Origin of the sequence: Thermococcus sp. GR6, from assembly GCF_012027415.1 — an archaeon.
GTDB classification, from domain to species: Archaea; Methanobacteriota_B; Thermococci; order Thermococcales; family Thermococcaceae; genus Thermococcus; species Thermococcus onnurineus.
Map to the genome: position 1 here is coordinate 1,026,973 of NZ_SNUM01000001.1, position 19,126 is coordinate 1,046,098.

Here is a 19,126-nt window from a genome sequence, read left to right on the forward strand (position 1 = left end):
AGAGGGTTAACAATCCTAGGCACTAACCATCACCTTTTCTCCCTAAGCTTCTCTTTCTTTATGGTAAGCAGGCGCGCAATATCGCGCCTGATGTTGCGGATGACCATGGGGTTCTCAAGAGAGGCCCCCATGGTGAGCACAGCCCTCTCCTTGGCAAGCTCGAGGCGGAGCTCCCTGATCTTCTTGTCGATCTCCTCAATGCTCATCTCTCTAATCTCGCTCGGCTTCATTCTTCACTCACCTCTTCCTCCTGAACCTTCTCAAGGACCTCAATCTCGTCCGGAAGCTTGGCGTCGGGCGGCATGATGGAGACCTTGACACCTATGACGCCGAGCTTGAGCAGGGCCTGGGCATAGCCCTTGCTGACGAGGGTCTCGGCAGGGTTTCCGACCTTGGCAAGGTAGCCCTGGTAGAACCTGACACTCTTGGCCCTCTCTCCGGTGAGTTTGCCGCTGATCCTTATCTCGACGCCCCTAGCGCCGTTTCTCATAATGGCCCTTATAGCAGCGTAGGCAGCCCTCCTGAAGTGGACGCCCCTCTCAAGGGCCTGGGCGAGCCTGACTGCCTGAACCTTGGCGTTGAGGTAGGGGTTCTTGATCTCCTCGACCTCGATCTGCGGGTTCTCGAGGCCGAACTGCCTCTCAAGGATCCTGGTGAGCTCCCTAATGCGCCTGCCTCCCCTTCCGATGACGTAACCGGGGTTGGCGGCGAAGATGATGACCTTAGTTCCGAGCGGGGTCTTCTTGATGTCTATACCACCATAACCGGCGCGCCTAAGCTCCTTCTCAAGGTACTCGTCGATGAGCATCTCCCTAACGCCTTCCTTGATGAAGTATCTCTCGATCGCCAAACGTCTCACCTCCTAATCTCCTCAACGACTATCTCGATATGGGTGGTCTGCTCGTTGAACGGTGTGGCCCTTCCGAAGGCCCTCGGGATGTATCCGCGGAGCACTGGTCCCCTGTGGGCAGCAGCGTGGATTATCTTGAGCCTGTCCGGGTCGAGGCCCTTCTGCTCTGCGTTGTTCTTGGCGTTGAGGAGGACTTTCTTAACGGCCTTGGCGACCTTGACCGGGTAGCGACCTGGACCGAAGCCCTTGCCCGGCTTGTGACCCTGGCTGTCGTTGAAGCGCCTCATTGGAACCGGCCTCTTGAGGGCAATAACGTCGTCAAGGTACTTGAGTGCATCGTTGAGCATCATGCCCTTTATCTCCCTCAGGAGTTCAACGCTGTGCTTCGGGGAAATCCTGAGGTCCCTTCCGCTCGCACGAGCCATCCTCTCGGGGTCAAAATTTTGGAATGAGTAGGAAAACCTGCCCCTGCTCATCTAAACCACCTCACTTGATGGCCACGAACATCGATGACCTGGTTGCACCGACACCAGGGGAGCCGTGCTGGACGATCTTCCTCGTGAGGGCAAACTCACCGAGGTAGTGGCCTATCATCTCCTCCTTAATCTCGACTGGAACGAACTCCTTTCCGTTGTAGACGTGAATGGTCATGCCGACCATCTCTGGAAGGATGACCATGTCCCTGCTGTGGGTCCTGATGGGCTTGTTGTACTTGCCCTTCTTAGCAAGCCTGATCTTCCTGAGGAGCTTCTTCTGCTCGGGGCTGAGACCCCTCTTAAGGCTCCTCCTCTGCCTCGCAGGGAGGAGCTTAGCAAAGTCCTCAAGTGACATGTTGAGCAGTTCCTCAAAGGTGTAACCCCTATACCTAAACTCCTTCTTTCTCGCCATCTTCACTTCCTCCTACCAGTTCTTCTCGCGGCTATGTGACCGACCTTCCTTCCAGGCGGAGCGCGCCTCGAAACGGTGCTTGGCCTTCCGATGTGGTGCTCCTTACCACCGTGTGGGTGGTTGACGGCGTTCATCTTGACACCCCTCGGCTTCGGCCAGAACCTGTTCCTCGCCTTGGCGATGTAGTATGCCTTTCCTGCCTTGACGATAGGCTTCTCGAGCCTACCACCACCTGCAACGACACCAATGGTGGCCCTGCACATTGGGTTGAACTGCTTGAGCTCGCCGCTCGGGAGCTGGACGATGACCTTGTCCTTCTCCCTGCTGACGACGAGGGCATAGACACCGCCAGCGCGAACGTACTTACCGCCGTCTCCAGGGGTTCCCTCTATGTCATAGACATAGCTTCCCTCCGGTATCATGGCAAGCGGGAGGGTGTTGCCTATCTTGATTGGAGCGTTCGGTCCTATGGCAATCTCCTCGCCGACGAGGATTCCCTCGGGAGCGATAATGAGCTTCTCCATGCCGTTCTCGAACTTGACGCGAGCCACTGGAGCGGTCCTTCCAGGGTCGTGGAGTATCTCAACGACCTTACCGACGAGGGTCTTCTCCTTTGTCAGGTTGAGCGGAACGTACCTGACGGCACCCCTGTACCTGTGGGAGGGGGCCCTAAAGGTCGTGGTTCCCTTACCTCTCCTCTGCTGAATCAAACTCTTTCCCATCTCACTCACCCCGTCAGAACAATCCTATCCTGGCAGCAATCTCACTTGCACTGTACTCAGGCTTGAGCTTCACATAGGCCTTCTTCTCTCCCCTCATGGTGATGAGGGTGTTGACCTTCTCGACCTTGACGTCGAACATCGCTTCCACGGCCCTCTTGATGTCCTGCTTGGTGGCGCGCCTGTCAACTATGAAGGTGAGCTTGTTCTCGTTCTCAACCATGGCAACAGCCTTCTCGGTGACGACCGGCCTGATAATAACCTTGTATGGGTCCATCTCTCATCACCCGTAAATCTCCCTAAGCCTCTCTATAGCGCCCTTGGTCCAGATGGTGAGCCTTCCCGGGTGGGTACCCGGAGCGAGCAGCTCAACGCCGAGGTTCTCGACGGTGACGACGTCAACACCCGGGTGGTTCCTGGCTCCCTGGACGATTCCCTCGTTCTTGGCGACAACGATGAGCGGGCCCTTGGCCTTCTTGTAGCGTCTTCCGCGCATCTTACCCTTACCGGCCCTTATCTTGGTGTTCTTCTTGGCCCTCTCTATGTCGTCCCAGACGCCGAGCTTCTTGAAGATCTCCCTAGTCTGGGCGGTCTTGAAGACCTTCTCGAGATCATCGACGACAACGAGCGGAACCTGCGGGACGTTGTCAACGATGTGTCCTCTAGCCCTAACGAGGTCGTAGTTAGCGGTGGCAGCTATGGCGCTCATGATGGCGAGTCTGCGCTCCTTCTTGTTGATGTCCTCCCAGATTATCTTCTCGACCTTCGGCGGGTGGGTCCTCCTTCCACCCCTCGCGAATGGGACGAAGGCGGCAAACCTCGGGGAGGTCTTTATCCTCTCAACCCTCGCCATTCCGTGGCCCTTTCCAATGTTCTCGGTGACCCTTCTCTTTCCAGAGAGCGGGTCCCTACCCTGGGGCTGAATCCTGTGGGTCCATGAGGCAATGACAGCCCTCCTGATGAGGTCGGGCCTGAAGGGAGTGGCGAAGACATTTGGAAGCTCTATCTCCTCGACTGGCTCGCCTTCGAGATTGAAAACCTTAACCTTCATCTATCTCACCTCACTGCTTGGATTCCCTACTGATGTAGGTTATCTGCGGCCTCTCAACGGGCGGCTTCTTCTTCGGCGGCCTTATAGCCGGCCTGACCCTGATTATCCTCTTGAAGGAACCCGGTATAGTACCCTGTATCATGAGGAAGTCGCTCCTTATGATGCCGTAGTGCGGGAAGCCTCCCTTCGGGGTAATCTCTATCTCGTTCTTCTCGTCGAGCTTGAGCTTGCCGTTCTCGCCTATGGCGATGAGCCTCTTGTTGAACTCGGTTCTGTGGTGGAAGCCCATCTGACCAGCCTGCGGGACGGTCCACATGACTCTAGTCGGGTGCCATGGACCAAGGTTACCGACGTGCCTGCCCTTTCCAGCCCTCTGGGCCTTGTGGAACTGGATCTTTATTCCCCACCTCTTGACCGGACCCTGGGTTCCCTTGCCCTTGGTGACGGCTATGACGTCGAGGAGCTCTCCCTCGTGGAGAACCTCGCTCGCGCGGAGCTCCTTGCCTATCTTCTCCTTGGCGTAGTCAAACTTGGCCTTGACGTCATCGCCGCCGATGGCGTACTCCATGACCTCTGGCTTCTTCTTGAGCTTGATGAGCCACGGCTGGGTGTGGACGAGAAGCCTAACGTCAACTATCTCGCCGTCGTTGACGAGGTCCTCGAGCTGGCCAAGCTTGGCCTGGAAGGCCTCCTCGTTGTAGTCCTTTGGCAGGGTCTTTATCCTCCTCTTGACGTAGTCGTTAAGCTCGTGGAACCAGACCTCGGTGGCTGTCTCAAGTCCGAGGTAGCCCTGCCTGTAGGCCCTGATGCCGTAGACGAAGAGCGGCGGGACCTCGACTACCGTGACCGGCATGAATATTTCCTTGCCCTTGGTGAGCCCTGGCCTGTCGTCTATCATGAGGATGTGGGTCATGCCAGCCTTGTAGCCGGCGAAACCGAGCATCCTGACCTCACTGTCCTTCGGCCACTTCCTGATTCTCGGAACTATGCTCTTAGCCCTCTTTCTCGGGGAGTAAGCCAGTGAACCTCTCCTTGGCCTGTGTATTTTTCCCATCTCAATCCCTCCTTATGAGATTAAACACCGCGAGGGTGGCCAGCACGGCCTCCTCGGTGCGGACGGTAGCTGTCCGCTGATTTGGAATGGTGTTGAGGATTAGATCAAAGGAATAATCCTCCTCGCCGAGGAGCTCCATCACACCCTTCCTCGGTGAGCCGAAGATGAATCCGACCTCCCCCTCGAGCGGGGGAAGCTTCACCTCTCGAATGTCTTGCCCCTTCCTGGAGGTGGCGATTGCCAAGTCAAGCCCGGCCTTTTTAAGTGTTTTTGCTAAGGACTTTTTCGTGAGGTGCACCCTGTATCCCCAGTACTCTTCTGGCTTCGCTGGTATGACCCTGAGCGGCCTCGTTGAGACAATTCTGAACGTTGCACGCCCCTCAACGTCCCCCCCTACCAAAGCGAGCTCGTCGAGGCCGATGTCGGCGTAGACCCTCCGCCCCTTCCTGAAGGCGAAGCCCTCACGGATTTCTCCAACCTTGGGCTTGCCTTTGAGCTTGTGGTGGGGCGTTCTGAGCGGGGGAATCACGCCAACGTACTTGAGTTCAGGCATGAGGGGGAAGAGCCTCTTCCTGAGGTACTGGGGCGTTTCCGCATACTCGAGGATGAGCTTGATGAACCTTCCGTCCTTCCCGTCGGCCCTGTAAATCCAGATGTGCTCGATACCGAATATTGCTGCTGCCCTTGCTATCTGCCCAACCTTGTACGTCCTGATTTTCGGGTCATCGGTCTCTTCTAGTAGCGAATCCGGAATGAAGATGTGCCAGGCCATTTTTCCGTCATCCTTCGCTATGGTAACTTCAACGCTGAAGTGGGGTCTATGGAGACTATTTAAAAGGCTTTCGAACCCTTCCACCCTTTTTTGGGTTTGGGGGTGTACAAAATTTTTGCAAAGAAACTTTGCAGGACAAAGTTTCATCAAAGTTCGTAGCTCATTAAAGTATAGCCAATCTTTTTCTGGGGTTTACTATTCCAAGAGCAATACTTTTATAGAGAAGCCCCAGGAACTCCCTCATAAAAAGGGGTTTATCTCAAGAGGACGCCCTTCGGGCGTCGAAAAGATGCAAACCCACGGATAAGCTGGTACTTAATCGTTGTTCTCTTCAATCCAACGAAAACACAAAAGAGAAACCCCTCTTAAGCATTATAAGGTCGGAGAGCTACCAACTTTTGGTGAAGCTTTTTCCAAAAGCTTCAGCGCTGGCAAAAAAGAAGGAGTAATTAATCCACAAAAGCCAACCCGTTCCACAGTTCTCTAATCTCGCGCGTGGCATCTGGGTAGACTCGCTTGAAGGTTATCCTCCAGTAGCCGTTCTTCAAGTCCTCGATGTCCTCGATGTGGATCTTGACCCCTAGCCTCTCAAAGTGGGTCACCATTTTATGGGCGGTCGTTATGTTCTTGACCCTCACCGTGAAGACCTCCTCGACCTCGCCGCCGTTGGCAACCTCATGGATGCTCTCCACAAAAGGCCTCAGGAGAGCTTTTCCAAGGGCCTTGGCGTACTCGTCGAACCCCTCGCCCTTTACGTGCTTCTCCGCGAGGTAGAATGCGAGACGTTTAATCCTCTGCATGAAGTAGCCATGCGGCAGGTCGAAGAAGATGTGCGAGCCTATCCTGACGTCGTTGATGTTGGCGTAGGGCGTTACGTACTTCGCGATTCTCTTCATGTCGGGGCTCTTCATGACGATTCCTTCCCTTCTCTCGCGGTAGAGCCTCTCAATGAGGTCGTAGAGGTCGTCGATGCGGCGTCGATCATAAACTCCGAACACTTCAACGTGGGGAATTCCGTATTCTTCAGCGAGCTTCAGCCTTTCCTCTACGGAAAGGCTCTTCCCACTCCCCTTCTCCTGGATGTCAAAGAGGAAGAACTGAATATCCTCCTTCACGTAGGGCGGACCTTCAACAAGGTAAGGACTTTCAGGTCCAGCCATCTCCCCAGCCAGAACGAGGTTCGGGTAGTCCCTGAAGAAGTCGAAATTTATGAAGTCCTCAACCCTCCCCGTCGTGAAGGGACAGACGAAACCTCCTCTTGTGAGGGCGAGAATCTTATCTCTCACTTTAACGACCCTAACGTTGTATCCATCGACCTTCTCCTCTACATAGAAGAGCTTGTTCCTGAAGACACGTCTTATCCCGTTCTCAAGCTGGACGATGCGCTTTATGTGGGGGAAGCCAAGAACAACATCACCGTTCTCGAAGACGACAGTTCCACGCCTGAAGCCTTTGGCAGAATCGCGGAAGCGGACGTATCTGATGCCCTCGAACTCGTCTTCGACGACGCCCCCCTTACCCTCGAGGACTGATAATCGCTCCTCAGGGATGCCAAGCTTGAGCAGAATGTTCCTGAAGTGAGAGCTTACCATCATCTCACCAAAGAAGTTTAGACGTTGGCATTAATAATTATTTGGACTTATCGAACTTAAAGTTAAAGGAAATCAACACCCCTTGCACGTGAGGAATCATCACTATGCACAAAATTAGAGCGACATCGTTAATAATCATCTTATGAATATACGGCAAAACTTGAACAGAAAAAGGAGCAAGAAAGAAGCGCTTCAGCGCTGCGCTTTAGCGTTTCATGGTCGAGAGAACCTTGCTGGTAATGTCGTTGCCTTCCTTGTCGTAGATCCTGTAGTAGGCGCTGTAGGGGAGCTTCATGGCAGCCCTGCGCATGGCCTCGAGAGCGAACTTGAGGTGGCCCTCGTTGACCCAGACGGTGAGTATCTTCTGATCCTTCTTAACGCGAGCGGCAAGGCCGATTGGCTTTCCGAAGGGCCTGCGCATACCGTTACCGTAACGATCTGCCTTCCTTCCGGTAGCCATCGGGTTCTCACGGAGAACCTGGAACGGGTAGACCCTTATCTTGAAGTGGTAGTTGCTCCTACCGACGTTCTTCTGGAGGTACCTGTTGACTTGTATACGGATGGCCTCAAGGGCGTTCTGCCTTATCTGCATGGCCTGCTCAGCGTGAAGGCTCACCTCATACTGGAACTCAGCGGAAAGGTTGCCCATGTCGAAGATGGTTATCTTCGGTCCAGGGGCACCGCGTATGTATTCCCTCCTTGTGTAAGCGGGCTTGTCAACGTCCCTATCAATCTTGGCTGGTCTCAGTCCCATACTCTCACCTCCAAATGAGCGTAAGCTAAGCCTAAACTTAGGCGAGTGGAGTGGCTTATAAAAGTTTTGGAAAGCCCGTCACCCCATCTTACTCTCCAGTCCCTTTAAGCTTAACGGACTCCCGAAGGAGTGCCAGTGAAAACGGCAGGAAGGAAAGCAGGGCGAGGTTCAACGTTACGCCAACACTTATCTCTCCGAGCGAGTAGGCCAGGCCGAAGAGCATTCCCCCAGCGAAGGTCGAGAGGTTCTGAATTCCGTTCACACCCCCTATAGCCAATGAAGAGCGGTAGTATGAAGCCAAGACTTTCCTCGAAATCGGTCTGAAGCTCTGGAAGGCTAAGAGAGCCATAAATATTCCGAGAAAAACTGTCGGAGCAGTCTTTACGGCAGCGAGGATTGGGGAGATCGCTGCCATAACTGACGTCAGAACAACCATCCTTCTCTCGCTCCTGACGTCGGCGAGCCAGGAAATGACGTAGCTGAGGAGTGCCGATAAAAAGCCTGCCCATCCGATAAGCATCGCTGTCCTAGCTTTGTCCATGCCCAAAGCTTCGGAAACATAGATGTAGGTTATCTCGCCAGATGTAAAGGCAACTATGATCGCCATCAGCGACGCGATTATGAGAATCCTTTTTGGGTTGAGGCTCGGCTTCTCCCCATCGGGCGTTTTCTTTCTCTTGGGCACTATCCAGCCGTAGAGTAGGAAGTAGGCAAGGACCATTATCACGCCGGTGAATACAAAGAATGCAGAGGCAATCCACATCTGACCAGACAAGCCAAGGTTAATGGTGTAGGCGTAAACATAGTTGCCGAGGAGTGAAGCTATACTGCCAAAGAGGAAGTAAATTGATGTGACCCTTGCCCTTATCTCGTTTGGTGTAGTTACTGCTATGACGAATTGAGCCATTGGCCAGCTCAATCCATTGAGGAAGCCGTTGAGAAGCTTTATTCCGGCCACCTGAACCCAGGTGCTTGTGATGGGGTAGAGATGGACCGCCAGAGCGTTACCCATCATAGCCAGTGCTCCTATGTAAACGAGCTTCCTGCCTCTCTCAAGGGCGAGACCACCAAGAACAGACGAAAATGCCCTTGCCAGGACAAATGACATGGAAACAATGGAGACCGAGAGCATTGAGGCCTGGAGAATGTTCCTTGTGTAGAAGGCTATCGCCGGAGTCGCGAGGCGGAAAGCTATCGTTCCTGTGAAGGCGGAGATGATGAGCAGGATTATTCCAGCCAGGCGTTTGCGTTCCATCAAACCCCCTTCTAAACGTTAGGGTGGAACTTTTAAAAGTCTTGGCTAGGTCGAAAATTCTTCATTTTATTGCCGGCGAAACGAACATAGCTTCGATAAGCCACGTGAAGGGACTAACGAACCCTTTTTATATTTCCCTTCCAACCCCCCGCCGAGGTGATGCTGATGGAGCTCAGGTTCGACATGGAGTATGAGGAAGCTTACAGGGAGCTTTATGAAATAGTCAGGCCGAAGTACAAGCTCTTCACAGCAGGTCCTGTTGCTTGTTTCCCGGAGGTTCTCGCGATAATGAGTGTCCAGATGTTCAGCCACCGCTCGGCTGAGGCAAAGGAGGTTCACGTTGATACCCTCAACAGGCTCAAGGCCTTCCTCGAGGCCGATAAAGGCGAGATAATCCTCTTCCCGAGCTCTGGAACGGGCTTCATGGAGGCCGCTGTGAGAAACACCATTCCGCGCGGTGGAAAAGTTCTCGTCACGATCATTGGTGCGTTCGGAAAGCGCTTTGCTGACGTCGTCAACACCAACGGAAGGAACGCCGTTGTATTTGAAAAGGAGCCTGGAAAGGCCATCAAGCCAGAGGAGCTTGATGAAGTTCTCAAGAAGAACCCTGACGTTCACGCGGTCACCATAACCTACAATGAGACAAGCACTGGTGTTCTTAATCCGCTTCCGGAGCTTGCTAAGGTCGTCAAGGAGCACGACAAGCTCCTCTTCGTCGATGCCGTTTCGGCGATGGGCGGTGCCGACATAAAGTTTGACAAGTGGGACATCGATCTTATCTTCGCGAGTAGCCAAAAAGCCTTCGGTGTTCCACCGGGATTAGCGGTTGCCGCCGTTAGTGAGAGAGTCTTTGAGATCGCCGAGAGGATGCCCGAGCGCGGCTGGTACTTCGACCTGCCGCTCTACAAGAAGTTCAACGAGAAGAAGAAGGGAACGCCCTCAACCCCACCACTCCCACAGATATTTGGCCTCAACGTCGTCCTCAGGATAATCGAGAAGATGGGCGGCAAAGGTGCCTGGCTCGATATGTACAGGAAGAGGAGTGAGATGATACGCGAGGGCGTCAAGGAGATGGGCCTCGGAATCCTCGCCGAACCAGGCTACGAGAGCCCAACCATCACTGCCGTAGTCGTTCCTGAGGGAATGAAGGGCGTTGACGTCTACAACGCCATGCGCGAGAGGGGCTTTGAGCTCGCCAAGGGCTATGGAAGCGTCGCTGAAAAGACCTTCAGGATTGGAAACATGGGCTACATGACATTCGACGACATAAGGGAGATGCTCGACAACCTGAGGGTGGTCATAGAAAAGCTTAAGGCCTGATGCTCCCTTTATATTTCTCCAGTGAAGGTAATGGCAAAGAAAAGATGGATTGCACTGTGGCTTTTCATTAATCTTCTGATATTTTGGAGTGTTGGACTCTACACGAGCGGATATTCCCTCGAGGGCTACCTCCCATGGGAAAGCGCCAAGATTCAAGAGTATACCCCTATCATCCACACCTTCCCCGGAGATGAACCTTACGGAATTCTATACATGGTGGACATAAAGGGCAACATCTACTACTACATCGTATGGGAGGACGAGTATTTTCACAACACGATAATCGACAGGCTTTACCACTTCTTCCGTTCCTTGGTCTACAGCGGGAACACTTACGATATAGAGGTCGTGAAGGTCTATCCAGACAACAACAGTATATACCTCCAAACCTACGAGCACACCGATGTATGGGCAACGATGCAGCCCGACGGGAGCTGCCTCTGGAACGGGCAGACCATCCCCGACTGCACCGAGAAGGGAACCCACGTGAAGGTCTACGTCGTGACTTGGAACCACATGCTCTCGCTGACTCCGGAGAACGGCACCATCAGGGTTGAGAACCTCCCTATGAGACACATGACGGTGGACGACTATGTTTCCCTCGGCATGTTCCGGAGAACCCAGAAGACCATCGGTGGTGTTACTGTAAACTCCCTCCTGATAGCAGTTCTGATAACCGTTCTGTTCAACGTGACTCTCTACGCCGGCTGGAAAAGGGGCTATCTATCCATGGAATACTACCGCAAACTGAAGGAAGAGATACACAAGGACCTTAAAAGGATAAGGAAATAACCTAAAGAAGCGGCTCGAGCTCCACTTTTTCTCCCGACTTTTTGACAGCGTATATCCTGTTGATCTTCCTGGTTCCAGTTCTGAAGTCCCTCTTGAGTTCGACCACAATATCAAATTTGCTCATGACGTCATTGTTTGCCCTTAGCCAGTGCTTGACTTCCTCGATTATATCGCCAGAGATGGCCAGCGAGGTCGCTATGAAGGTGTAGTCATCAAGGAGCTCGCTCAGAATCGTGGGCACGTGGACGGTGTGGATGGTGTCTATGACAATGTAGTCCGGGTTTATGCGCTTTATCTTTTCGATAACATCCTCGGTGCGCTTCTCAAGGCTCTCGGGGTTAAATTGGGTGTCTATAACAACGATATTCGGTTTGAATGGCTTGAATTCGCTGTAGGCGGTTATTACAGCAACCTTCCTGTCATCAGGTATCAGGTGGATCAGGGCCTCGACGAGTTTGGTCTTTCCAGACCTGCTTGAGCCAACAATTAAGATGTCCTTCCTCTCAAGGAGGGCATCCTTTAAGATCTCAAGCTGTTCCTCGGTTATCGTTCCGTATCTAAGGAGGTCTTCGGGGGTGAATATGTAGACGCCCATGCTTTACCACCGTATAGGGTTCTCCTTGGGGCATTATAACGCTATCGTTTACCCGCCGCCATCTTCGCCAATTAGATTGTGATTTTCTGACGTTTATTCAAAATTAACCTTTATTTTATGTCGAATTTTGCCCAAAATTCAACTTTTCTTGCACAAAGGACATAAAGGTGGAAAACACTGACAAAGAACAGGTGATGAAGATGAACGCTCTCCAAATTGTAACCCGGAAAATTGAACCAGTTATAGAAGTTCAAACGAGAGTGATTGACTATATGACAAGATACATGGTGAGCAAGGGTTTCAGGTGGATGCTCCCGGTGATGCTCAGCTCCATAACTGACCCCCTCTGGCCAGACCCGGCCGCCAGTGAGGCCCTAAAGCCGCCAGAAGTCGAGGTCTACGGCGAGAGGCTAAGGCTAACTCACAGCATGATACTCCACAAGCAGATGGCGGTAGCTATGGGAATTGACAGGCTCTTTATACTCTCGCCGAACATAAGGCTCGAAGGGAGAAGCGCCGACGATGGCAGACACGCCTACGAGTTTACGCAGCTTGACTTCGAGATAGCCTATGCGAGCATGGACGACGTCATGAGCCTCATAGAGGAGCTGATAAGCGGATTGTTTAAGGAAGCTAGGAACTGGGGACTGGAGAGGGAAGTGCCCAAGGTAAGGCCACCCTTCAAGCGCTTCACTCTTGAGGAGATTAAGGCCGAGTTTGGAAGCGAGGATGAGGCAAGTAAAGCCATGGACGAGCCCTTCTGGGTGATAGACATTGAGAGGGAGTTCTACGACAGGGAAGACCCAGAGAGGCCGGGCCACTTCAGGAACTACGACCTCTATCTGCCAGAGGGATACGGCGAGGTTTCGAGCGGCGGCGAGAGGGAGTGGGAATACGAAGTAATAGTCAGGAAAATTAAGAAGGCAGGCATAAGCCTCGACGCCTTCAAACCCTACCTCGAGGTCGCCAAAGCGGGCCTCCTGAGGCCGAGCGCTGGAGCGGGCATAGGCATCGAGAGGCTCATCAGGTACATGGTCGGGGCTGAGCACATAGCGGAGGTTCAGCCCTTCCCGAGAATTCCGGGGATTCCAGCAATCATATAATGACATGCTTTTCTTTCTTCTAACCAGTCAAAATTAACTGCACCGTGACAAGTAGAATAAAAGTAAGAGAATTCACGAACCACTTAGGTACCTGTGGATTGCCCTTGCCGCCTTTTTTCCATCCCCCATAGCCAAAATAACCGTTGCCTCTCCCCTTATTGCGTCTCCCCCAGCGAAGACCCCTGGGATGCTCGACATCAGGTTCTCATCGACCTTTATCCTGCCCTTCCCATCAACCTCGAGTCCGGGGACAGTTTCGAGAAACGTTCTGTTCGGGGTCTGACCGATGGCTATAATAGCAGTATCGAACTCCATCGTTATCGTCTCACCCGTTGGTACGGGTCTCCTCCTGCCGCTCTCATCGGGCTCACCGAGCTCCATTTTCTCAAGCTCTATGGCTTTAAGGTTCCCATTTTCGTCGCCGATGAAACGCTTGGGCGAAACGAGAAACATGAAGTTCACACCCTCTTCCTCGGCGTGGTGGATTTCCTCCTCACGGGCAGTCATCTCTGCCTTTGTCCTGCGGTATAATATCCACACCTTTGCGCCGAGTCTCAAGGCTGAACGGGCGGCATCCATGGCAGTGTTCCCACCACCGATCACCGCCACATTCTTTCCTATCTTTATGGGAGTGTCGTACTCTGGGAACGCATAGGCTTTCATGAGGTTCACCCTAGTGAGAAACTCGTTCGCAGAATAGACCCCATTGAGGTTCACCCCTGGCCACGGGTATATGCGGGGCGTTCCAGCACCCGTGCCTATGAATATCGCGTCGTACTCCTCCCTCAGCTCCTGAAAGGTCACGGTCTTGCCGACGAGCACGTTGGTTTCTATCTTAACGCCGAGCCTCCCCAGGTTCTCAAGTTCCCTCTCAACAATCACCTTTGGTAGCCTGAACTCTGGGATGCCGTAGATCAGGACTCCTCCAGGTTTATGGAGGGCTTCGAAAATCGTAACCTCATAGCCAAGCTTAGCCAGCTCTGCTGCGCATGTCAGACCCGCTGGACCAGCACCTATGACCGCAACCTTCTTGCCGTTCCTCCGTATTTCCCTCGTCCCTTCCTCTAAGAGCTGGATGTCTATGCCATTCTCGCGGGAGTAATCTGCCACAAACCTTTCGAGCTTGCCGATATTGATTTTGTCACCAACCCTACCCATGACACAGTTCATCTCACACTGATCCTCCTGAGGACAAACCCGGCCTGTTATAGCTGGAAGTGAGTTGCAAGCCCAGATGACACTTAAAGCCTCTCTAACGGCCCTATCAGGATCATCACGGTACTGGACAAGCTTAGATATGAACTCGGGAATCCTTATTCCGACTGGACAGCCCTTAACACAGGGAGCATAGTCAATTGGACAGTTAAGGCAGCGTTCGGCCTCCTTCACAGCCAATTCGAAAGTATATCCAAGGTTTACCTCCTCGAAATCCTTAACTCTCTCCTCAGGCGGTCTTTCAGGAGTCAAAATACGCCTCTTAATAATTTTTCTCGGCATCAGACCATCCCCCTCTCCCGCTTCCACTTCTCAAGGCTTATGAGCTCCAAATCTCTGTAATAGTTAAGCCTCTTCACCAGCTCGTCCCAGTCAACAAGATGGGCGTCGAATTCGGGTCCATCAACGCAAGCGAACTTTATCTCACCGCCGACAGTTACCCTACAAGCGCCACACATGCCAGTTCCATCGACCATAATTGGATTCAGGCTCGCGACGGTTCTTATGCCATGGGGCCTAGTGAGTTCTGCAACGGCCTTCATCATGATAACGGGCCCAACAGCATGCACGAGGTCAATTTTTCTACCTTCATCGAACAGCTTCGCTAGAGCGTGCGTGGTGAAGCCCTCCATACCGTAGCTCCCGTCGTTGGTGGTAACGATTACCTCGTCGCTTACCTCCGCGAGTTTATCCCCCCAGAAGACGAGCTTCTTCGTCCTAAAACCTAGTATAGAAATCACATGGTTGCCAGCTTCCTTCATCGCTTTTGCAACGGGATAAATTTCAGCAACTCCAACGCCACCACCTACCATAACGACCGTACCGAAGTTATCTATGTGACTTGGCCTTCCAAGTGGCCCCAAGAGATCAAGTATGTTATCGCCATTTTCATAGGTACCGAGTTCGTAAGTGGTCTTTCCAACTTCTTGGACAACTATCGTTATAGTGCCCCTACCTGCATCGCTGTCGGCTATGGTGAGCGGTATCCTCTCGCCCTTCTCATGAAGCCTAAGAACGACAAACTGGCCGGGCTTAGCGTGTCTCGCTATCCTTGGCGCCTCGATTTCGAATAGGTTTATGCCAGGAGAAAGCTTCTCCTTGTGAACTATCCTAAACACAGTTCCCCACCTGGGTATTTTGGGGCAAGCTCCTATAAAACCCTTTTCTAATACCCAACCATCCGTTGGTAACTGTTGGTTTGGAGAACCCTTAAATCATCCTTCTACAAACTATATATTATAGAATGCCACATAACGGAGGCGGTGTGTTTGAGATATGTAAAACTATCATCTGAGAACTTTAGCTCATTTTTTGAATCTCTAAGGAATTGGGGCAAAGTCTACGCTCCCATCAAAAGAGGAAGCATTTACACATTCCAAGAGGTTCACGAGCTAGGAGAGATAGAACTCAACTATACAAGGACAATGCTACCTCCAAAAAAGTTCTTCGTGAGGCCAAGGGACGAAATTCTTCGCCTGAAGAACGGTCGCTGGGAAAACGGAACCGATGCAGAGCCGATAGTTCTCTTCGGCCTCCACTCCTGCGATATACACGGGCTCAAGATTCTCGATAAGGTCTATCTCGACGAGCCCGCCGACCCATACTACAAGGCAAGGCGCGAGAAGACATTCATAGTTGGAATAAGCTGCATGCCCGACGAGTACTGCTTCTGCAAGAGCTTAGGCACTCACTTCGCCATAGACGGCTTTGACCTCTTCCTACACGAGCTTCCCGACGGATGGCTCGTCAGGATAGGAAGCGTGAGGGGCCACGAGATAGTCTGGGAGAACGAAGAGCTCTTTGAGGAAGTCACGGACGAAGATCTGGGGCACTTTAAGGAGTTCGAGGAGAGGCGCGCAAATGCGTTCCAGAAGGAGATCCCGCAAGAAGGACTCGCAGACATGCTCGATTTAGCCTACAACAGCCCGGTATGGAAGAAGTACGCCGAGATATGCCTAGCCTGCGGCAACTGCAACATGGTCTGTCCTACCTGTCGCTGCTACGAGGTCTGCGATAAATGGATCAGCGCCTACGACGCCGTCAGAGAGAGACGCTACGACTCTTGCTTTATGGAGAACCACGGACTGGTTGCCGGAGGCCACAACTTCAGGCCAACTAGACTCGACAGGTTCAGGCACAGGTACTACTGCAAGAGTTACTTCGATCCCTCTTCAGGTTACAACTGCGTCGGTTGTGGGAGGTGCGACGAGTTCTGTCCGGCGAAGATAGAGCACGTCAAGGTTCTTGAGGAGATTAGGAGGTCATTGAGATGAGCGAGAATCCATATCAAACTTACGATGCGCGCATTCTAGAAGTGAAGGACCTAACATCCCGAGAGAAGCTCTTCACGCTCCGCTTCTTAGACCCAGAAATTGGCGAACACTTCACATTCAAGCCCGGCCAGTTCGTCATCGTCGATATACGGGGCTTCGGTGAGTTCCCCATAAGCCTCTGCTCCTCACCAACGAGAAAAGGATACATTCAGCTCTGCATCAGAAAAGCCGGAAGGATGACCAAGTTCATCCACCAAATGAAAGAGGGAGAAGTGGTGGGCATCCGTGGGCCCTACGGCAACGGCTTCCCGATGGAGAAAATGGAGGGCTCAAACCTGATCCTGGTCGCCGGTGGACTCGGTATGGCACCCCTCCGCTCGGTCCTCTGGTACGCGATAGACACCGGAAAGTACGAGCACGTCTGGCTCCTCTACGGCACCAAAGCCTACGAGGACATACTCTTCCGCGACGAAATAATCCACCTGCTGAAGCACGGCGACGCGATTGGCTGCAGCGTAAAGCTCGCCTATGAGGTCGAAAGTCCCTCGTGCATCTACCTCGAGCGGGGCTTCTCTGACAGGGTGTGCAAGGGTGTCGTTACCGACCTCTTCCGCGGGGAGGAGTTTGACGTCGACAACACCTATGCCCTCATCTGCGGACCGCCGGTTATGTACCGCTTCGTCATCAAGGAGCTCCTAGACAGGAAGCTCTCGCCAGGCAGGATATACATGACCCTCGAGAGGCGCATGCGCTGCGGAATAGGCAAGTGCGGCCACTGTATAGTGGGGACGAGCACCTCCATAAAGTACGTCTGCAAGGACGGCCCCATCTTCACATACTGGGATGCTCTCTCCACAAGGGGGTTGATATGATGGACAAGCTCAAGTTGGCCGTCTTCGAGCTTACCGACTGCGGCGGCTGTGCGCTGAATATTCTCTTCCTCTACGAAAAGCTGTTTGACCTGCTCGAGTTCTACGAGATAACGGAGTTTCACATGGCGACCAGCTTAAGCGAGGGGGGCCACTACGATGTGGCTCTCGTAACTGGAACGGTCTCAAACCAGCGCGACCTAACACTCCTCAAGGAGGCGAGAAACCACTCCGACTACCTCATAGCCCTCGGAACCTGCGCAACGCACGGTTCAGTTCAGGCGAGCGTCGAAGGGAGCATAAGAGAGAAGCTGAAGAGAGTCTATGGAGACGATGGTAACCCGATGAGGGCGCTGGATTCAAAGCCCGTCGTTGAGTACGTCGCCGTCGATTTTGCCCTCCCAGGCTGCCCTTACGACAAAAACGAGGTCTATCAGGTTCTGATAGACATAGCCAAAGGCATTGAGCCGGTAAAGAAGGATTATCCCGTCTGCATTGAGTGCAAGCTCAACGAATACGAGTGCGTTCTGATTAAGAAGGGCCTCCCGTGCCTCGGTCCGATAACCTACGGCGGCTGCAACGCTGCTTGTATACGCTCCGGGCTGGGATGCATAGGCTGCCGCGGGCCGTTGCCCGGCGAGGTGAATCCTGCAAGCGAGTACGAGATACTCAAGGATCTGGGCTACGATGACGACTACATCATCAAGAAGTTCAAGACCTTCGCGAGGTGGGAGCCATGATAATCGAGTTGAGGGAGTTCACGAGAGTTGAAGGCAACGGCAAAGCCGAGATAGTTGTCGAGAACGGTGAAGTTAAGAACGTCAGGCTCAAAATCGTTGAAGGGCCGCGCTTCTTCGAGTTGCTGACTTTGGGAAGGCATTATTATGACGTTCCAGACTTGGAAGCGAGGATATGCGCCATATGCTACCTCTCACACAGCGTCGCCTCGGTTCTGGGCATAGAGATGGCCTTCGGAGTTGAAGTTTCGGAGGAGATCCAGCTGCTAAGAGAGCTTGGTCTCATCGGTGAATTGCTGGAAAGCCACGCACTTCACCTGTACCTGCTCGTTGCTCCGGACGTTTTCGGCTATCCTGACGCGATAAGAATGGCTACCAAACACGGCGAGCTCGTGAAGGAAGGATTAGCTCTAAAGGCATTTGGAAACAAGATAAGGGAACTCATCGGAGGAAGGGAGATCCACGGCATAAACGTCAAACCCGGTGGATTTGGCAGGTATCCGACGGTTGAGGAACTTGAAAACATCGAAAGGGAGAGTGAAGCCCTTTTGAGACTCGCGAGGAGAGCGGTGAGGTTATTCGCTTCGTTCGAGCCTTACGGCGAAAAGGCGGAACACTTTGTTGCGACGGACGGCTACCTCTTGGGCGACAAACTGATTTCCGATGAGGATGATCCTTTCCACTATACGGAGAGGATAGAGGAGCGCGCGTTGGTTTACAGCTTCGCAAAGCAGAGCCGCTATAAGGGGGAGCCCTTCTTCGTTGGCGCACTGCCAAGGCTCCTGCTCAAGGCGGAGATGCTGACGCCCACAGCGAAGAGATTCTTTGAGGAGCACAGAGAAAAACTTGCCACAGGTTACGTCAGCTACAACAACCTCGCTCAGGCCATAGAGCTAGTCTACGCGCTTGAAAGGGCGGGAGAGATAGCAAAGAAACTCCTCGACAAGGGCATAAAGGGGGAAAACGTTCCCGTTGAAATCAAAGAAGGCGAGGGCATAGGGTACGTGGAAGCGCCGAGAGGTGTTCTAATACACCACTACCGCATTGACTCTGAGGGCAAAATCGCCTACTCGAACATCATAACGCCCACGGCTTTAAACCACGCTATGATGGAGGCAAGCCTGTTCAAGGAAGCGAGAAAACTCTACGGAGAGGCGGACGAGACGGCACTCGTCCAGAGGCTGGAGGAAACGGTTAGAGCCTTCGATCCGTGCATTTCCTGTTCAGTGCACATCGTGAAGCTTTAATCGGCAATCTTTTTATTTCTCCTCTTCAATCCCTTTCGGG

The 19,126-nt window shown here is 52.9% G+C and carries 22 protein-coding genes; 7 read left to right on the forward strand and 15 right to left on the reverse strand.

The window, feature by feature from the left end:
* Positions 1-29: 29 nt before the first annotated feature.
* The 12 genes from rpmC to E3E32_RS05840 all read right to left on the reverse strand — a co-directional run bounded on the left by rpmC (position 30) and on the right by E3E32_RS05840 (position 8,935).
* Positions 30-230 carry a 50S ribosomal protein L29 gene (rpmC, locus tag E3E32_RS05785; protein ID WP_012571030.1) on the reverse strand — a complete coding sequence of 67 codons (201 nt, stop codon included), beginning with the start codon at positions 228-230 and terminating at the stop codon, positions 30-32.
* Positions 227-850 carry a 30S ribosomal protein S3 gene (locus E3E32_RS05790; protein ID WP_167730765.1) on the reverse strand — a complete coding sequence of 208 codons (624 nt, stop codon included), beginning with the start codon at positions 848-850 and terminating at the stop codon, positions 227-229. The genes rpmC and E3E32_RS05790 overlap by 4 nt, the downstream gene beginning before the upstream one ends.
* Positions 851-855: 5 nt before the next feature.
* Positions 856-1,326, reverse strand: a complete 471-nt coding sequence (rplV, locus tag E3E32_RS05795) for a 50S ribosomal protein L22 (protein WP_012571028.1) — start codon at positions 1,324-1,326, stop codon at positions 856-858.
* A gap of 10 nt (positions 1,327-1,336) precedes the next feature.
* Positions 1,337-1,738 carry a 30S ribosomal protein S19 gene (locus E3E32_RS05800; protein WP_012571027.1) on the reverse strand — a complete coding sequence of 134 codons (402 nt, stop codon included), beginning with the start codon at positions 1,736-1,738 and terminating at the stop codon, positions 1,337-1,339.
* Positions 1,739-1,740: 2 nt separating this feature from the next.
* Positions 1,741-2,460 (reverse strand): 50S ribosomal protein L2, encoded by a 720-nt coding sequence (locus tag E3E32_RS05805; protein WP_012571026.1) that lies wholly within the window; start codon positions 2,458-2,460, stop codon positions 1,741-1,743.
* A 13-nt stretch (positions 2,461-2,473) separates the two neighbouring features.
* On the reverse strand, positions 2,474-2,734 hold the full coding sequence (locus tag E3E32_RS05810) for a 50S ribosomal protein L23 (protein WP_167730766.1): 261 nt from the start codon (positions 2,732-2,734) through the stop codon (positions 2,474-2,476).
* A 6-nt stretch (positions 2,735-2,740) separates the two neighbouring features.
* The gene (gene rpl4p, locus E3E32_RS05815) at positions 2,741-3,508 is read right to left on the reverse strand and encodes a 50S ribosomal protein L4 (RefSeq protein ID WP_167730767.1); all 768 of its coding nucleotides are present in this window, start codon (positions 3,506-3,508) and stop codon (positions 2,741-2,743) included.
* 10 nt (positions 3,509-3,518) lie between these two features.
* Positions 3,519-4,562 (reverse strand): 50S ribosomal protein L3, encoded by a 1,044-nt coding sequence (locus tag E3E32_RS05820; RefSeq protein WP_012571023.1) that lies wholly within the window; start codon positions 4,560-4,562, stop codon positions 3,519-3,521.
* Position 4,563: 1 nt separating this feature from the next.
* A complete protein-coding gene (locus tag E3E32_RS05825) occupies positions 4,564-5,334 on the reverse strand; it encodes a putative RNA uridine N3 methyltransferase (RefSeq protein WP_167731015.1) in 771 nt (256 codons plus the stop codon).
* A gap of 449 nt (positions 5,335-5,783) precedes the next feature.
* Positions 5,784-6,926: an RNA ligase gene (locus tag E3E32_RS05830; protein WP_167730768.1), complete on the reverse strand. Its 1,143-nt coding sequence runs from the start codon at positions 6,924-6,926 to the stop codon at positions 5,784-5,786.
* Positions 6,927-7,131: 205 nt separating this feature from the next.
* Positions 7,132-7,680 carry a 50S ribosomal protein L16 gene (locus E3E32_RS05835; RefSeq protein WP_012571020.1) on the reverse strand — a complete coding sequence of 183 codons (549 nt, stop codon included), beginning with the start codon at positions 7,678-7,680 and terminating at the stop codon, positions 7,132-7,134.
* Between the two features lie 88 nt (positions 7,681-7,768).
* Positions 7,769-8,935, reverse strand: a complete 1,167-nt coding sequence (locus tag E3E32_RS05840) for an MFS transporter (protein WP_167730769.1) — start codon at positions 8,933-8,935, stop codon at positions 7,769-7,771.
* Between the two features lie 165 nt (positions 8,936-9,100).
* Here E3E32_RS05840 and E3E32_RS05845 point away from each other — a divergent pair, with 165 nt between their 5' ends.
* A complete protein-coding gene (locus tag E3E32_RS05845; RefSeq protein WP_167731016.1) occupies positions 9,101-10,255 on the forward strand; it encodes an alanine--glyoxylate aminotransferase family protein in 1,155 nt (384 codons plus the stop codon).
* Between the two features lie 30 nt (positions 10,256-10,285).
* Complete coding sequence (locus tag E3E32_RS05850) at positions 10,286-11,047, forward strand: hypothetical protein (protein ID WP_167730770.1); 762 nt, start codon at positions 10,286-10,288, stop codon at positions 11,045-11,047.
* A 1-nt stretch (position 11,048) separates the two neighbouring features.
* Here E3E32_RS05850 and E3E32_RS05855 read toward each other — a convergent pair whose 3' ends face one another.
* Positions 11,049-11,642 carry an ATPase, T2SS/T4P/T4SS family gene (locus E3E32_RS05855; RefSeq protein WP_167730771.1) on the reverse strand — a complete coding sequence of 198 codons (594 nt, stop codon included), beginning with the start codon at positions 11,640-11,642 and terminating at the stop codon, positions 11,049-11,051.
* 194 nt (positions 11,643-11,836) lie between these two features.
* On the opposite strand from E3E32_RS05855, the gene E3E32_RS05860 reads away from it, so the two are divergent.
* Entirely contained in the window at positions 11,837-12,745 is a 909-nt protein-coding gene (locus E3E32_RS05860) for an asparagine synthetase A (RefSeq protein WP_167730772.1), read from the forward strand.
* 72 nt (positions 12,746-12,817) lie between these two features.
* Here the strand turns inward: E3E32_RS05860 and gltA are convergent, their stop codons facing one another.
* Positions 12,818-14,242: an NADPH-dependent glutamate synthase gene (gltA, locus tag E3E32_RS05865; protein ID WP_167730773.1), complete on the reverse strand. Its 1,425-nt coding sequence runs from the start codon at positions 14,240-14,242 to the stop codon at positions 12,818-12,820.
* Positions 14,242-15,078, reverse strand: coding sequence for a sulfide/dihydroorotate dehydrogenase-like FAD/NAD-binding protein (locus E3E32_RS05870; RefSeq protein ID WP_167730774.1), 837 nt, complete (start codon positions 15,076-15,078; stop codon positions 14,242-14,244). The genes gltA and E3E32_RS05870 overlap by 1 nt, the downstream gene beginning before the upstream one ends.
* Positions 15,079-15,228: 150 nt before the next feature.
* Between E3E32_RS05870 and shyB the strand changes: the two genes are divergently transcribed.
* Genes shyB through shyA form a run of 4 tightly spaced genes read left to right on the forward strand, consistent with a single transcriptional unit; the run spans position 15,229 to position 19,086 of the window.
* Positions 15,229-16,233 carry an NAD(P)-dependent hydrogenase/sulfhydrogenase 2 subunit beta gene (shyB, locus tag E3E32_RS05875; protein WP_167730775.1) on the forward strand — a complete coding sequence of 335 codons (1,005 nt, stop codon included), beginning with the start codon at positions 15,229-15,231 and terminating at the stop codon, positions 16,231-16,233.
* A complete protein-coding gene (gene shyC / locus E3E32_RS05880) occupies positions 16,230-17,105 on the forward strand; it encodes an NAD(P)-dependent hydrogenase/sulfhydrogenase 2 subunit gamma (protein WP_167730776.1) in 876 nt (291 codons plus the stop codon). The genes shyB and shyC overlap by 4 nt, the downstream gene beginning before the upstream one ends.
* On the forward strand, positions 17,102-17,842 hold the full coding sequence (gene shyD, locus E3E32_RS05885) for an NAD(P)-dependent hydrogenase/sulfhydrogenase 2 subunit delta (RefSeq protein WP_167730777.1): 741 nt from the start codon (positions 17,102-17,104) through the stop codon (positions 17,840-17,842). The genes shyC and shyD overlap by 4 nt, the downstream gene beginning before the upstream one ends.
* Entirely contained in the window at positions 17,839-19,086 is a 1,248-nt protein-coding gene (shyA, locus tag E3E32_RS05890; RefSeq protein ID WP_167730778.1) for an NAD(P)-dependent hydrogenase/sulfhydrogenase 2 subunit alpha, read from the forward strand. The genes shyD and shyA overlap by 4 nt, the downstream gene beginning before the upstream one ends.
* The last annotated feature ends 40 nt before the right edge of the window (positions 19,087-19,126 follow it).

Bases quoted from the DNA above. Each gene is read 5' to 3' on its own strand.
- E3E32_RS05850 (WP_167730770.1), top strand. From the start codon at position 10,286: ATGGCAAAGAAAAGATGGATTGCACTGTGGCTTTTCATTAATCTTCTG.
- shyA (WP_167730778.1), top strand. From the start codon at position 17,839: ATGATAATCGAGTTGAGGGAGTTCACGAGAGTTGAAGGCAACGGCAAA.
- E3E32_RS05805 (WP_012571026.1), bottom strand. From the start codon at position 2,460: ATGGGAAAGAGTTTGATTCAGCAGAGGAGAGGTAAGGGAACCACGACC.
- shyD (WP_167730777.1), top strand. From the start codon at position 17,102: ATGATGGACAAGCTCAAGTTGGCCGTCTTCGAGCTTACCGACTGCGGC.
- E3E32_RS05800 (WP_012571027.1), bottom strand. From the start codon at position 1,738: ATGGCGAGAAAGAAGGAGTTTAGGTATAGGGGTTACACCTTTGAGGAA.
- E3E32_RS05810 (WP_167730766.1), bottom strand. From the start codon at position 2,734: ATGGACCCATACAAGGTTATTATCAGGCCGGTCGTCACCGAGAAGGCT.
- E3E32_RS05830 (WP_167730768.1), bottom strand. From the start codon at position 6,926: ATGGTAAGCTCTCACTTCAGGAACATTCTGCTCAAGCTTGGCATCCCT.
- E3E32_RS05820 (WP_012571023.1), bottom strand. From the start codon at position 4,562: ATGGGAAAAATACACAGGCCAAGGAGAGGTTCACTGGCTTACTCCCCG.
- gltA (WP_167730773.1), bottom strand. From the start codon at position 14,242: ATGCCGAGAAAAATTATTAAGAGGCGTATTTTGACTCCTGAAAGACCG.
- E3E32_RS05825 (WP_167731015.1), bottom strand. From the start codon at position 5,334: ATGGCCTGGCACATCTTCATTCCGGATTCGCTACTAGAAGAGACCGAT.
- rpmC (WP_012571030.1), bottom strand. From the start codon at position 230: ATGAAGCCGAGCGAGATTAGAGAGATGAGCATTGAGGAGATCGACAAG.
- rpl4p (WP_167730767.1), bottom strand. From the start codon at position 3,508: ATGAAGGTTAAGGTTTTCAATCTCGAAGGCGAGCCAGTCGAGGAGATA.
- E3E32_RS05860 (WP_167730772.1), top strand. From the start codon at position 11,837: ATGAAGATGAACGCTCTCCAAATTGTAACCCGGAAAATTGAACCAGTT.
- shyC (WP_167730776.1), top strand. From the start codon at position 16,230: ATGAGCGAGAATCCATATCAAACTTACGATGCGCGCATTCTAGAAGTG.
- E3E32_RS05840 (WP_167730769.1), bottom strand. From the start codon at position 8,935: ATGGAACGCAAACGCCTGGCTGGAATAATCCTGCTCATCATCTCCGCC.
- E3E32_RS05855 (WP_167730771.1), bottom strand. From the start codon at position 11,642: ATGGGCGTCTACATATTCACCCCCGAAGACCTCCTTAGATACGGAACG.
- E3E32_RS05845 (WP_167731016.1), top strand. From the start codon at position 9,101: ATGGAGCTCAGGTTCGACATGGAGTATGAGGAAGCTTACAGGGAGCTT.
- E3E32_RS05835 (WP_012571020.1), bottom strand. From the start codon at position 7,680: ATGGGACTGAGACCAGCCAAGATTGATAGGGACGTTGACAAGCCCGCT.
- rplV (WP_012571028.1), bottom strand. From the start codon at position 1,326: ATGAGCAGGGGCAGGTTTTCCTACTCATTCCAAAATTTTGACCCCGAG.